Here is a 14,192-nt window from a genome sequence, read left to right on the forward strand (position 1 = left end):
GCCGCAATGCGGCAAAAGCGCTCGTTTCCTTGGACTGAAGCGGGCGCCGGGTTGCGCATCTGGCAGCGGTCAAGTTAGCTTGGCTGCGGCAAATTGGGCTTAGGTCTAGTTGTTCGGGTGGCGGATTGCTGCCACTACTGACCTGAAAAACAAAAAGACCCAGTTTAGACAGGTTGTTGGGAGGTTACTTCATGCGCAAGCTGCTTCTTGCAGTCGCCGCCACGGCTATTCTGTTGGTCCCTGCCGTCGCCCAGGCCCAGAATCCCATCGTCATCAAGTTCAGCCACGTCGTCGCCAATGACACCCCGAAGGGCAAGGGCGCGCTGAAGTTCAAGGAGCTCGCCGAGAAGTACACCGACGGCAAGGTCAAGGTCGAAGTCTACCCGAACTCCACGCTCTACAAGGACAAGGAGGAGATCGAGGCGCTTCAGCTCGGTTCGGTGCAGATGCTCGCGCCGTCGACCGCGAAATTCGCGCCGCTCGGCGTCAAGGAGTTCGAGGCGCTCGACCTGCCATGGCTGTTCAGGGATGACCAGACCTACGCCAACGCGATGAAGGGCACGGTCGGCAAATGGCTGTTCCAGAAGCTCGAGGCCAAGGGCATCACCGGGCTCGCTTATTGGGACAACGGCTTCCACATGCTCTCCGCCAACCGCCCCTTGCTGAAGCCGACCGATTTCCAGGGGCTTAAATTCCGCATCTCCGGATCGAAGATCGCCGACCAATATCTTCGCATCATGGGTTCGATCCCGCAGATCATGGCGTTCTCCGAAGTCTACCAGGCGCTGCAGACGGGCGTGGTCGACGGCTGCGAGAACACGGCGTCCAACTACCTGACGCAGAAGTTCTACGAGGTGCAGAAGGACATCACCGTGTCCTATCACGCGCATCTGCAATATGCCGTCATCGTCAACGCGAAATTCTGGTCGGGCCTGCCGCCCGACATCCGCACCCAGCTCGACAAGGCGATGGCGGAGGCGACCGACTACACCAACTCGATCGCGCGCCAGGAGAACGAGGACGCGCTGGCCGAGATCAAGAAGCTGGGCAAGACCAATCTGCATTATCTCACCGACGCCGATCGCAAGGTGTGGCAGGAGGCGATGCAGCCGACCTACAAATGGGCGAAGGGACGGGTCGGGCAGGAGGTGCTCGATCTCCTCGCCAAGGAACTCGACGTCAAGATGAACTGACGGCCGCGCCCTACTAAGAACAATAACAACGGTCGGGGGTAATCGCACTCCCGGCCGTTTCGCTCTTGAATGGACGAGCCAATGCTGGGGGGACCAAGTTGCTGCGTGTGCTGAACCGTGTGCTCGATCATCTCGAGGAATGGCTGATCGCGACGATGATCGCGGCTGCGACGTCGCTCATCTTCGTCGCGGTGCTGCATCGTTACGGCGCCGGCCTGTCGATCGATATCGCCAGATGGGCGGAGGCCCGCAATCTGGCCTTCCTCGCCGTTCCCGCGCGCGCGACGTTCAGCTGGCTTGCCTCGCTCGACCTGTCCTGGGCGCAAGAGCTCTGCATTTACATGTTCATCTGGATGGCGAAGTTCGGCGCCGCCTACGGCGTGCGCACCGGCATCCATGTCGGCGTCGACGTGCTCGTCAACATCCTTCCGGGCGGATCGCGCCGCCGCGTCATCACCTTCGGGCTGTTGTGCGGCGCGCTCTTCACCGCCATCGTGAGCTATTTCGGCGCCGCGTTTGTCAGCCAGATGTGGCAGACCGGCCAGCAGTCCAACGATCTCGAAGCGCCGATGTGGGTGGTGTATCTCACCATCCCGCTCGGCTCCGGCTTGATGTGCTTCCGCTTCCTCCAGGTCGCGTGGTCGTTCTACCGCACCGGCGAGCTGCCGCATCACGACATGGCGGGCGTCGAGGGCGTCGAGGCGGACCCGGTGCATCCGGCCCCGGTGACACCCAGCCAGGTCGTCCGGGACGAGCGCAGCCCGCTCGGCTGGATCCTGATGCTGCTGCCGGTCCTGATCGTCGCCCTGTGCTTTGCGCATGCCGGCCACGTCATCACGCTGCCGCATGGCCTGCGCGTCGTCATCGTGTTCGCACTTCTACTCTCGTTGATGCTGACGGGCATGCCGATCTCGATCGCGCTGGGCCTGACCGTGCTCAGCTTCATGTTCACGCTGACCGATGTGCGAACGGAATCGGTGGCGCTGAAGCTGTTCACCGGCATCGAGAATTTCGAGATCATGGCGATCCCGTTCTTCATCCTTGCCGGCAACTTCCTGACTCATGGCGGCGTGGCGCGCCGGATGATCACGTTCGCGACCGCGCTGGTCGGCCATTGGTACGGCGGTCTCGCTTTGTCGGGCGTGGTCGCTTGCGCGCTGTTCGCGGCAATTTCCGGCTCCTCGCCGGCGACCGTGGTGGCGATCGGTTCGGTGATCCTGCCTGCGATGGTCGCGCAAGGGTTTCCGAAGCGGTTCGGGGCTGGGGTGATCACGACCTCCGGCTCGCTCGGCATTCTCATTCCGCCGTCGATCCCGATGGTTCTCTACGCCGTCTCCACCAACAGCTCGGTCGGTAAGCTCTTCATCGCCGGCATCGTGCCGGGATTCGTCCTCGCCACGCTGCTCGGCGCCACGACGTTCTATCGTGCCTGGCGCAACGACTATCCGCGAATGCCGAAGGCCACGTTCCTCCAGCGTCTGGATGCGTTCCGCAAGTCGATGTGGGGCATCCTGCTGATCGTGATCGTGATCGGCGGCATCTACAGCGGCTTGTTCACGCCGACCGAAGCTGCGGCCGTCAGCGCGGTCTACGCCTTCATCGTCGCAGTGTTCATCTACAAGGATCTGAAGCTGCGCGACGTGCCGCGGGTGCTGCTGTCATCGGCGAACCTTTCGGCGATGCTGCTCTACATCATCACCAACGCCGTGCTGTTCTCGTTCCTGATGACCTACGAGAACGTGCCGCAGGCGCTGGCGCAATGGATGATCGACCAGGGGCTGGGGTGGATCGGCTTCCTGCTCGTCGTCAACCTGCTGCTGCTGCTGGCGGGCAACGTGATGGAGCCGTCCTCGATCATCCTGATCATGGCGCCGATCCTGTTTCCGGTCGCGGTCAAGCTCGGCATCGACCCGATCCATTTCGGCATCCTGATGACCGTCAACATGGAGGTCGGGCTGTGCCATCCGCCCGTCGGCCTCAATCTCTACGTCGCCTCAGGCATCGCCAAGATGGGCATCACCGAGCTCACGGTCGCGGTGTGGCCGTGGCTCCTGACCATGCTGACGTTCCTGGTGATCGTGACCTATTGGCCCGGCCTGTCGTTGTGGCTGCCGACGCTGCTGGGGATGTAGCGGCTTAACCCCGTCTCGTTCTGGGGAGAGGGCAAATCGTAGCCCGGATGGAGCGCAAGCGTAATCCGGGACTTTCCCGCGTCTGGATCGAAACCCCGGATTGCGCTTCGCTCCATCCGGGCTACGGTTCGCTCCTTCCTCCGATGGCAATCAACCGCGAGATGCGGTTAGATGGCCGCGACAGGCCGGAGAACAGAAATGACAGAACACAGCAGCGAGCCGAAAAGCGCAACGCCGTCCGTCATCGCGCAACACGAGGCCATGCTGAACGCGCTGCCGTTCTCCGACACGCGGGATTTCGACGACGCGGCGCGCGGCTTTCTCGGCACGATCGAGAATGCGACGGTCACACATCCGCAGGGGCGGACGGTCTGGAGCCTTGCGCCCTATGGCTTCCTCGCCGAGCAAGAAGCGCCGCCCACCGTCAATCCGAGCCTGTGGCGGCAGTCGCGGCTCAACATGCATCACGGCCTGTTCGAGGTCGTGCCCGGCGTCTATCAGGTGCGCGGGCTCGACATCGCTAACATGACGCTGATCGAGGGCGACAGTGGCGTCATTGTCGTGGATACCCTGACCTCGATCGAGGGCGCGCGCGCCGCGCTCGATCTCTACTTCAGGCACCGGGGCAAGCGCCCGGTCGCGGCCGTCATCTTCACGCACACCCACACCGATCATTGGGGCGGCGCGCGCGGCGTGCTGGAGGAGGATGCGCTGGCGACTAGCCGCGTGCCGATCATCGCGCCGAACCTGTTCATGGAGCACGCCGTCTCCGAGAACATCATCGCTGGACCGGCGATGCTGCGCCGGGCGCAGTACCAGTTCGGACCGTTCCTCGCCAAGGGCGTGCGCGGGCAGGTGGATTGCGGCCTCGGCAAGTCGATGGCGGCAGGCTCGGTCGCGCTGCTGCGCCCGACCGATTTGATCATGGCCACCGGCGAGAGGCGCGTCATCGACGGCGTCGAGTTCGAATTCCAGATGGCGCCCAACAGCGAAGCGCCGGCGGAGATGCATTTCTTCGTCCCGCGCTACAGGCTTCTGAACCTCGCCGAGAACTGCACCCACAATTTCCACAATCTGCTGCCGTTCCGCGGCGCCGATGTGCGCGACGCGCTGGCCTGGTCGAAATATCTGGGCGAGGCCCTGCTGCTCTGGGACGGCAAGGCCGAGGCGATGTGCGGCCAGCATCACTGGCCGGTGTGGGGGAGGGATCGGATCGGCACCATGATCCGGCAGCAGCGCGACCTCTACAAATTCGCGCACGACCAGACCATCCGCCTGATGAACCACGGCCTCACCGCCGCCGAGATCGCCGAAACGATCCAGTTGCCGAAGAGCCTGGAGGCTGCCTGGCACGGCCGCGGCTATTACGGCCACATCCGGCATAACGTGAAGGCGATCTACCAGAAATATCTCGGCTGGTACGACGCCAATCCGGTCAATCTCGACCCGCTGCCGCCGGTTGAATCAGGCAGGAAGTATGTCGAGTACATGGGTGGCGCGGATGCCATTCTGGCGCGGGCGCGGACGGATTTCGACAAGGGCGAGTTTCGTTTCATCGTGCAAGCGCTCGGCCATCTCGTCTTCGCCGAGCCGGACAATCAGGCGGCGCGCGCGTTGCTGGCGGATACGCTCGAGCAGCTCGGTTATGCCGCCGAAAGCGCGACCTGGCGCAACGCCTATCTGTTCGGTGCCCAGGAATTGCGCCAGGGCATGCCAAAGGTGTCGGCGCGCCCGCCGATGCCGCGCGAGACGCTGGCCGCATTGCGCACCTCGCAGCTCTGGGACGTGCTCGGCATCCGCCTCAACGGCCCGAAAGCGGAGGGCAAGCACATCGTGCTGAACTGGCGTTTTTCCGACACCGGCGAGACCTTCGTTCTCAATTTGGAAAACTCTGCGCTGACCTATACCGAGGGCGTGCAGGCGGAGGGCGCCGATGCCAGCTTCACGCTGGCACGCTCGACGCTCGACGAAGTCATCGCGAAACAGACCAACTTTCCGGAAGCGGTCGCCGCCGGCAAGATCAAGCTCTCAGGCAATCCGATGCGGCTCGCCGAGCTGATGGGCCTGATGGACGAATTCCCGCGCATGTTCGAGATCGTCGAGCCGAAGCGGACGGGCGTGGTGTAGGGAAGCGCGGTGTCGGCTTCTTCCCTTCTCCCCTTGTGGGAGAAGGTGGCGCGAAGCGCCGGATGAGGGGTCTCTTTCCACGGAGAAACTTTTCTATGCGGAAGCAACCCCTCACCCAAGCGACTGTGCCGCTTGGTTCTTGAGCCCTCTCCCACAAGGGGAGAGGGCACTTCCACTGGCGGTGTAGAAAATCTACTCCGCGCTGCTCACCAGCTTGATCCGCGGTGCTTGTTCCTCGGTCAGGCTGCGATACGCGGCGAGATAGTCCAGTGCCATGCGCCGCGCCGTGAAGCGCGTCTCGAACTGCTTGCGGATCGCGGCGCGGTCGAGCTGCGGCAGGCGCTTGATCACTCCTGCCGCGCTGATGACGTCCTCGACCACGAAGCCGGTCAGGCCTTCGTCAATGATCTCCGGCACCGAGCCGCGGTTGAAGGCGACGACCGGCGTTCCGCAGGCCATGGCTTCGATCATCACGAGGCCGAACGGCTCCGGCCAGTCGATCGGCAGCAAGAGGCCGAGCGCGCCGCTCAGGAAGTCCGATTTCTCGTGATCGCTGATCTCGCCGATGAACTCCACCAGCGGATTGTTCTCGATCATCGGCCGGATCAGCTCGTCATAGTAATCCTGGTCGGCGCGATCGACCTTGGCGGCGATCTTCAGCGGGATGCCGCAATGGGTCGCGATCTTGATGGCGCGGTCGACACCTTTCTCCGGCGCGATGCGGCCGAGCACGGCGAGATATTCTTGGCGAGCCGGCTTCGGCGTCAGCAGGTTCTCCGGCAGGCCGTGGTGGATCGTCGTCACCCAGCTTGCCTGCGGCACCGGGCGGCGCTGCGCATTGGAGATCGAAATGACGGGCATCTTGGTGAAGGTGTTGAAGACCGGCTGGTGCTCCGGCAGGTCCAGCCGGCCGTGCAGCGTGGTCACGAACGGCGTCGGCTGCCGGTGGAAGAGCGACCACGGGTAATAGTCCAGATGGAAGTGGAGGAAGTCGAACTCCTCATCGTCACATTTCTGCCGCACCCGCTCCAGGAGCACCATGTGCAGCGCATTGGGATCGCGCACGGAACCGTCGAGACGGAGCGCCCGCGGCCATAACGCATCCAGCTTTCCCGAGGTTTGCGAGTCGCCGCTGGCGAACAGCGTCACATCGTGTCCAAGGGCCACCAGCTCTTCCGTCAACCAATGCACCACCCGCTCGGTGCCGCCATACAGCTTGGGTGGAACAGCCTCCGTCAACGGAGCAACCTGCGCGATGCGCATCTCACCATCTCCTTTGTGCGATCATGATCGAAGAGCCCCCGCCAGTACGGCACCGGCAATGCCAGACAAGGGAACGTTCCCGCACTTGCGAAGTTCCTTCCTCCAAACGTTACATATTCGACACGTGCGGGGCCGTCTCGATGCTGCCATCACATCTTCTCAGATCGTCCGCATCCGCATGTCGTGATCGCCCGGCCCGGGAACCGAGGCGAAGCGGTCGATGTTCAGTTCGATCGGTAAACAACATCCGAAAATCATCACGACGGGGTCGGTAGCCACATGGATCAGCTTTCTGGATACGCGCGCAGGCCATTTGCTTTTGTCCTGCGCTATCTCCGGCGTCGTCTTGCGTCGCATCTGGTGATCCTGACCGCTGTCGTGGCAGCCGTTGCCTGCTCCGTGGGCACGCAGTATGGCGTCAAATCCCTGGTCGATAGTCTGTCCGCCGGACCATCACATGGTGGCAGCGTATGGCTGGCATTCATTTTACTCATGTCGCTGATCACCGCCGACAACTTCCTGTGGCGGATCGCGAGCTGGACAGCGAGCTTCACCTTCGTCCGGGTCACGGGTGATTTACGCCGTGACATATTTCGTCATCTGACCGGTCACGCGCCGAGCTACTTCTCCGATCGCATGCCGGGCATGCTGACGAGCCGCATCACGGCGACCTCGAACGCGGTGTTCACGGTCGAGAACATGTTCGTCTGGAACGTGCTGCCGCCCTGCATTGCCACAGTTGCGGCAATCATGCTGATTGGAACCGTGAGTCCCTATATGGCGCTCGGCCTGATCGTGATCGCGGGTGGCATGGTGATCGCGATGTTCCACCTGGCCGCCGCCGGCAAGCCGCTGCATGACGATTTCGCCGACAAGGCCGCGGTGGTCGACGGCGAGATGATCGACGTGATCAGCAACATGCCGCTGGTGCGCGCTTTCTGCGGCATCAGCCACGAGCATGAGCGGTTCGATGCGACGGTGAACCGGGAGCTCACCGCGCGCGGCCGCAGCCTGCGCTATCTGGAGAAGCTGCGGCTCACGCATGCCGGTGTGACCGTCGTGTTGACGGTGGCGCTGATGGCCTGGGCGATCACGTTGTGGCAGCGGGGCGAGGCGACCACCGGCGACGTCGTGCTGGTCTGCACCCTTGGCCTATCCATTCTCAATGCCACGCGCGACCTCGCGGTGGCGCTGGTCGACGTCACCCAGCACGTCGCGCGGCTGACCGAGGCGATCGCCACGCTGCTGGTGCCGCACGAGCTGCGCGATCACCCCGAGGCCGAGCCTCTCGTCAAGAGCGGCGCTGCGATCGCGTACAACAACGTCACCTTCGGCTATCCCGGCGGCGAGAAGATCTTTGAGCGGTTCAGCCTGCGCCTGCAGCCCGGCCAGCGCGTCGGTCTGGTCGGCCAGTCCGGCGGCGGCAAATCGACGCTGTTCACGCTGCTCCAGCGCTTCTACGATACCGACGAGGGCAGCATCACCATCGACGGACAGGACATCTCGAAGGTGACGCAGCTGAGCCTGCGCGAGGCGATCTCAGTCGTGCCGCAGGATATCTCCTTGTTTCATCGTTCCATCCGCGAGAATATCCGCTATGGTCGCCCGAACGCGACCGATGACGAGGTGCTGCGCGCGGCGATCGCGGCGCGCTGCGATTTCGTCGAGAGCCTGCCCGACGGTCTCGACACCATGGTCGGCGACCGCGGTGTGAAGATGTCGGGCGGCCAGCGCCAACGCATCGCGATTGCGCGCGCCTTCCTCAAGGACGCGCCGATCCTGCTGCTCGACGAGGCGACCGCAGCGCTTGACAGCGAATCCGAGGAGGCGATCCGCGAGGCGCTGTCGCGGCTGATGCGCGGCCGCACGGTGATTGCGATCGCGCACCGCCTGGCGACGCTGCGCAATTTTGATCGCGTGGTGGTGCTCAAGGCCGGTAAGATCATCGAGGACGGCGCGCCCGACCGGCTGATGCAGGCTCACGGTCCCTACCGTGAGCTGGTGACGCAGGAGATGAGCCGGCTCTCGAAGTTCGCCGCGTAGATCCAGCAGGCGCGTTCGTTGGTTGCGTTTCGAATCAAGGCGCAGGGGAGCAGCTCATGGCAGCCGAAACCGTAACCCAGATCATTTCGATATCGCAGACGGCCGAAGCCGTCGCGGAGCAGACGTTCTACATTCCGATGACGGGACCCGCCGCCCGGCCGCGGCGGTCCCTCAAGCACGACGATACCTTCATCGTGCTCGACAGCCATGGCGACATCGGCGCTTCGGCGGGCGGGCCGGACGGGCTGTTTCACCACGACACGCGCTATCTGGCGCGGCTGGAGCTCGTGCTCGACGATCTCCAGCCGCTGCTGCTCGGCTCGAACCTGCGCGACGACAATTCGGCGTTGACAGTCGATCTGACCAATCCCGACATCTACCGTCAGGGCCGCCTCGTGTTCCAAAAGGATCTGCTGCACATCGTGCGCACGATCTTCCTGTGGCGCGGTGCAGCCTATCAACGCATCGGCGTGCAGAACCACGGCGACGCGCGCGCCAGCTTCGAGTTGACGCTGCTGTTCGACAACGACTTCGCCGACCTGTTCGAGGTCCGCGGCGAGCGGCGCCCGCGCCGCGGGACGGGCACGAGCCGGCTGCTCGGCCCGACCGACGTGCTGTTCGGGTATCGCGGCCTCGACGACGCCGAGCGCACCACCGGCCTGCATTTCGACCCGCGCCCGACGCGGCTGTCAGTCAATGCCGCGACATGGCAGCTCGAGCTCGACCCGCACGAGGCCAGATCGCTGTTCGTCGCCGTCTCCTGCAACCGGCCGGTGACGGAAAAGCCGGCGCGGTTCTTCCAGGGCCTCCTGGCCCACCGCCGCGAGATGCGGCAGTCGACCATGGGCGCCGCCAGCATCGAGACCTCCAACAACATCTTCAACGAGGTGCTGTGTCAGGCCATGGCCGACCTCAACATGCTGATGACGGAGACCCCGCAGGGGCGTTATCCCTATGCCGGCATACCCTGGTACTCGACGACGTTCGGCCGCGACGGCCTGATCACTGCGCTACAGATGCTCTGGATCGATCCGCGCGTTGCCAAGGGCGTGCTCAGACGGCTCGCGCATTTCCAGGCGAAGGCGATCGATCCGCTCGCCGACGCCGCGCCTGGAAAGATCCTGCACGAGATGCGCGGCGGCGAGATGGCGGCGCTGGGCGAGGTGCCGTTCTCCCAATATTACGGCAGCGTCGATTCGACCGCGCTGTTCGTCCTGCTCGCCGGAAGCTATTTCGAGCGCACTGGAGACGAGGCCACGTTGATCGAGCTGTGGCCGGCGATCGAAGCGGGGCTCGCCTGGATCGACGGTCCTGGCGATCCCGATCAGGACGGCTTCGTCGAATACCAGCGCGCGACGGAGAAGGGGCTGGCCAACCAGGGCTGGAAGGATTCCTACGACGCGATCTTCCATGCCGACGGCCAGCTCGCGGAAGGCAACATCGCGCTCGCCGAGGTCCAGGGCTACGTCTACGCGGCCAAGCAGCTCGCTGCGCGCTGCGCGCTGCGGCTCGGCAAGCCGGACCGCGTGCGCCAGCTCGAGGCCGAAGCCAAGGCGCTGGCCGAGCGCTTCGAGAAGGCGTTCTGGTGTGAGGAGCTCGGCACCTATGCGCTCGCCCTCGACGGCAGGAAGCGTCCCTGCAAGGTGCGGACCTCGAATGCCGGGCAGGTGCTGTTCAGCGGCATGATCCGCGAGGATCGTGCCCGTCTCGTCGCCGCCGATCTGATGCGACCGCATTTCTACTCGGGCTGGGGCATCCGCACCGTCGCGCAGAGCGAGGTGCGCTACAACCCGATGTCCTATCATGACGGTTCGATCTGGCCGCACGACAACGCGCTGATCGCGCTCGGGCTCGCGCGCTACGGCCTCAAGCATTCGGTGGCACATGTCTTCAAGGGGCTGTTCGACGCGGCGACCTATATGGACCTGCGCCGGCTGCCCGAATTGTTCTGCGGCTTCCGGCGCGAGAAGCGGCGCGGCCCGACGCTCTATCCGGTCGCCTGTGCGCCGCAGGCCTGGGCCAGCGCGACGTCGTTCACGCTGCTGGAGGCGGCGCTGGGCATCGAGTTCGACGTGGCACGCTGTGAGATTCGCCTGCGCAATCCGCATCTGCCGACGTTTCTGAACGAGGTGATCCTGCGCGATCTGCGGCTGGGCGGGTCCAGCGTGGATCTGCGCGTCAGCCGCCACGGCGACGACGTGGCGCTGGAGGTGTTGCGCACGCGCGGCCAGATCCAGGTCTCGATCGTGCTGGCGCGCTAGCGGCGCGCCGTGAGGAGGGTGCGATGCGTGCGATCGGAGCACTGATCCTGGGCATAGCCATCGTCTCGGGCCTGGCGGTGGCGACCTCGCGCGCCGCGGAGGATCAGCCCGCGGGCGCGAGCGAAGCGAATGCGCCGCCGACGGCACAGCCGCCGGCCTCGACCGTTCCGGTCACCCCCAAGGATGCCGCCCCGCCGCCCTCGGTGACCATCATCGGCGCAAGCGAGGCGCATGGCGTCCTCGGCCGTGACGTGCGCAGCGCCGCCGGCGAAGACATGGGCCGCATCGTCGACGTCATCGTCGATCGCACCGGCCATGTGCGTGCGGCGGCGATCGATTTCGGCGGCTTCCTCGGCGTCGGCAGCCGCAAGATCGTGGTGGACTGGAACGCGCTGCGCTTCGGCAAGATCGCCAACAAGAAGGACAGCATCACGCTGGAATTGACCAAGGCGCAGGTCGCGGCTGCGCCGGAATACAAGGAAGATACGCCGATCGTCGTGCTCGGCGCATCCGGCAGCCTTCAACCGCTGCAAGCGATTCAGTGAGGTGCCCGGAGGGCTGACCGCCTGTGCTGTTGTCGAGAAAGCCGAAACATGCAGATCGCGACGGCCGCGTTGAGCAGAACAACGTCGCCGCGTCGCCGGCTGCAGGCCTTCCGGCACCGTCGCGCCAGAGCCTGCGCGGGCTCGACTGGTTCATCTTCTTCCTCGCCGATGTGCAGACCGGATTCGGTCCGTTCATCGCGGTTTATCTGACGACGCAGAAATGGACCCAGGTCGAGATCGGCCTCGTGCTGTCGATCGGTGGCATCGTCGCCCTGATCGGGCAGATGCCGGGCGGCGCGATCATCGATGCGGCAAAATCGGAACGGCTGGTGGCCGCCCTTGCGATTGCCACCATCGGCTGCTGCGCGCTTGCCTACGCCGCGATGCCGATCTTCCCCGTCGTGGTGACCGCCGCCACCCTGCATGCGATGGCGAGCTGCGTGCTGGGGCCGGCGATTGCCGCGATCAGCCTCGGCCTCGTCGGCCCGCTCGCGATCGGCGAGCGTCTCGGCCGCAATGCCCGCTTTGCCTCGCTCGGCAACGGCGTTGCGGCGGCGGTGATGGGCACCGCCGGCTACCTGCTCTCGAGCCGCTCGGTATTCCTGGTCACCTTCCTGCTCGCGATCCCGACCCTGATCGCGCTTTCGCGCATCCGCGAGCACGAGGTCGACATTAGACGCTGTCACGGCGAGATGCCGCCTGAAGCCGCGGATCGCGGCGACACCAATGTCTGGCACCTGATCCGGCAGCGTCCGCTGATTGTCTTCGCGCTGAGCGTGCTCTTGTTGCAGCTCGCGAATGCCGCGATGATGCCGCTGATGGCGAGCGCGGTGACGGCGCGGTCGAGCCAGTGGGCGACGGTGCTCGTCGCCTTTTGCATCGTCGTTCCGCAAGCGATCGTGGCGCTGCTGTCGCCGAGCATCGGGCGCAAGGCACAACTCTGGGGCCGGCGGCCGCTGCTCCTGATCGGATTCGGCGCGCTGACGATTCGCGGTCTGCTGTTCGCAACCGTGCGCGATCCCTATCTGCTCGTGCTGGTGCAGGTGTTCGACGGCCTCACCGCGGCCGTGTTCGCGGTGATGATTCCGCTGATCGTCGCCGACGTCGCATTCGGCAGCGGTCACTTCAACCTGGCGCAGGGCATCGTCGGCACGGCGACCGGCATCGGCGCGTCCTTGAGCACCGCGCTTGGCGGCTATGTCAGCGACAAGTTCGGCAACGCCACCGCCTTCATCGGACTGTCCGGCATCGCCGCGACGGGGCTTCTGCTGATTTTGTTCGTGATGCCGGAGACGCGGCGCGCGGGTATGACCGCGACCAAAGAGATGGCCGGCTGAACGAATTCAGCCGGCCAAGTAGGTGGGGGAGGTAAGAGAGATCAGGCGTCCAGATTGTGCAGGCGCTGGCGGTTGCGCAGCACGATCTGGCGGGCGCCGGAGAAGCCCAGGATGCCCTGGGTGTGAAGCTGCGACAGCGCACGCGACACGGTCTCGAGCGTGAGGCCGAGATAGTCGCCGATGTCGCGGCGGCACATCGGCAGCGCCATCATGCCAGCAACGGCGAGGCGGCGGTCCATTTCGAGCAGGAAGGTCGCAACGCGCTCCATCGCGGTCTTGCGCCCCAGCAGCAGCATGTGGTCCTCGGCGTGGCGCAGCTCGGAAGCCGTCATGGCCCAGAGCTTGCGGGCGACCTGGACGTCGATGCCGGCGGCCTTCTCGAGGCTGGCGCGCTTCACGAGGCGCACGGTGGTGTCGATGATGGCTTCGGCGGCGAGGCGGTGACTGGCGCCGGATTCGAGCCCGAACACGTCGCCGGGAAGATGGAAGGCGCCGATCTGGCGGCGGCCGTCGGAGAGAAGCTTGTAGCTGCGCACCGCGCCGGTGATGACCTGATAGACATATTCGGCCGGCTCGTCCTCGCCATAGATCTCCTCGTCCTTGCGGTAGGAGAACTCCGTGGCGACGAGGCCGACATGGCCCGTGATCGCGCCGAACTGGTCGGTGACGGGATGGGCAGGAGCAATCTTGCCACCAATCTGGGTATTGATTGCCTTGGTGTTGATCGTCTGGGTCAGCATCTGCGCCATCTCCGTTGTGATGACGCATTGGTACGCGGTATCGGGGGCTTCGAAAATTTCGAGCGATATCTTAAGGGAGTTGCCTTACGTAGAATCCCGTAGGTCAGGCGCGGGGGTGCTCCTGGATGGCGCGGCGGATGCGCTTGAGCAGGTTTTCGTCGAGAAGCGGCTTCAGGACCACGTCTTTCACCCCCGCCGCGGCCGCCCGGGCCGAGATGTTCTCGTCCGGATAGCCGGTGATCAGGATCACGGGGGTCTCGCTGTCGGACTGGCGCAGCCGGCCGGCGAGCTCGATGCCGTTGATGTCGGGCATCTTGTAGTCGATCACGTAGCAGTCCGCGCCCCGAGCACCGCTCGCGTTGAGCAGGGCCGTGCCGCTCCTGAAGGTCCGCACGGCAAAGCCGTCGGTCTCCAGCAGGAACCGCAGGGATCCCAGGACGGCGGCATCGTCGTCGACCACATAGACGGTGGGTTTTGTGGGAGACGACGGCCGCGCATGGTGTGAGCTGACCTCGATCATGCTGCTTGACTAGCACGGGTCTCGCCAAGGG

11 protein-coding genes and 1 pseudogene are annotated in these 14,192 nt (G+C 64.7%); 8 read left to right on the forward strand and 4 right to left on the reverse strand.

Annotated features, from left to right (window positions below):
• The first annotated feature begins 191 nt into the window (after positions 1-191).
• The 4 genes and pseudogenes from BLV07_RS28720 (at position 192) to BLV07_RS28730 (ending at position 5,452) form a co-directional block, all read left to right on the forward strand.
• Entirely contained in the window at positions 192-1,193 is a 1,002-nt protein-coding gene (locus tag BLV07_RS28720; protein WP_091892686.1) for a DctP family TRAP transporter solute-binding subunit, read from the forward strand.
• 155 nt (positions 1,194-1,348) lie between these two features.
• Positions 1,349-1,828, forward strand: a pseudogene (locus tag BLV07_RS50130) (TRAP transporter small permease); the annotation flags it as partial.
• A 216-nt stretch (positions 1,829-2,044) separates the two neighbouring features.
• Entirely contained in the window at positions 2,045-3,325 is a 1,281-nt protein-coding gene (locus BLV07_RS50135; protein ID WP_244551238.1) for a TRAP transporter large permease, read from the forward strand.
• 198 nt (positions 3,326-3,523) lie between these two features.
• On the forward strand, positions 3,524-5,452 hold the full coding sequence (locus BLV07_RS28730; protein ID WP_091892690.1) for an alkyl/aryl-sulfatase: 1,929 nt from the start codon (positions 3,524-3,526) through the stop codon (positions 5,450-5,452).
• Positions 5,453-5,644: 192 nt separating this feature from the next.
• Here BLV07_RS28730 and BLV07_RS28735 read toward each other — a convergent pair whose 3' ends face one another.
• Entirely contained in the window at positions 5,645-6,715 is a 1,071-nt protein-coding gene (locus tag BLV07_RS28735) for a glycosyltransferase family 4 protein (RefSeq protein ID WP_091892693.1), read from the reverse strand.
• 159 nt (positions 6,716-6,874) lie between these two features.
• Positions 6,875-7,072, reverse strand: a complete 198-nt coding sequence (locus BLV07_RS47830) for a hypothetical protein (RefSeq protein WP_176945818.1) — start codon at positions 7,070-7,072, stop codon at positions 6,875-6,877.
• Here BLV07_RS47830 and BLV07_RS28740 point away from each other — a divergent pair.
• From BLV07_RS28740 to BLV07_RS28755, 4 genes are read left to right on the forward strand one after another with little or no spacing between them, the layout of a single operon-like run.
• Complete coding sequence (locus BLV07_RS28740) at positions 6,995-8,758, forward strand: ABC transporter ATP-binding protein (RefSeq protein ID WP_091892695.1); 1,764 nt, start codon at positions 6,995-6,997, stop codon at positions 8,756-8,758. The two genes, BLV07_RS47830 and BLV07_RS28740, sit on opposite strands and share 78 nt — an antisense overlap.
• Before the next feature lie 56 nt (positions 8,759-8,814).
• Complete coding sequence (locus tag BLV07_RS28745; protein WP_091892697.1) at positions 8,815-11,019, forward strand: amylo-alpha-1,6-glucosidase; 2,205 nt, start codon at positions 8,815-8,817, stop codon at positions 11,017-11,019.
• Between the two features lie 23 nt (positions 11,020-11,042).
• Complete coding sequence (locus BLV07_RS28750; protein WP_165405311.1) at positions 11,043-11,564, forward strand: PRC-barrel domain-containing protein; 522 nt, start codon at positions 11,043-11,045, stop codon at positions 11,562-11,564.
• A gap of 23 nt (positions 11,565-11,587) precedes the next feature.
• Positions 11,588-12,901: an MFS transporter gene (locus BLV07_RS28755; RefSeq protein ID WP_091892699.1), complete on the forward strand. Its 1,314-nt coding sequence runs from the start codon at positions 11,588-11,590 to the stop codon at positions 12,899-12,901.
• Between the two features lie 41 nt (positions 12,902-12,942).
• Here the strand turns inward: BLV07_RS28755 and BLV07_RS28760 are convergent, their stop codons facing one another.
• Positions 12,943-13,641 (reverse strand): helix-turn-helix domain-containing protein, encoded by a 699-nt coding sequence (locus tag BLV07_RS28760; protein ID WP_176945822.1) that lies wholly within the window; start codon positions 13,639-13,641, stop codon positions 12,943-12,945.
• 103 nt (positions 13,642-13,744) lie between these two features.
• The gene (locus BLV07_RS28765; RefSeq protein WP_091892703.1) at positions 13,745-14,161 is read right to left on the reverse strand and encodes a response regulator; all 417 of its coding nucleotides are present in this window, start codon (positions 14,159-14,161) and stop codon (positions 13,745-13,747) included.
• Positions 14,162-14,192 lie beyond the last annotated feature (31 nt).

The organism is Bradyrhizobium sp. Rc2d (genome assembly GCF_900099855.1).
Classification (GTDB): domain Bacteria; phylum Pseudomonadota; class Alphaproteobacteria; order Rhizobiales; family Xanthobacteraceae; genus Bradyrhizobium.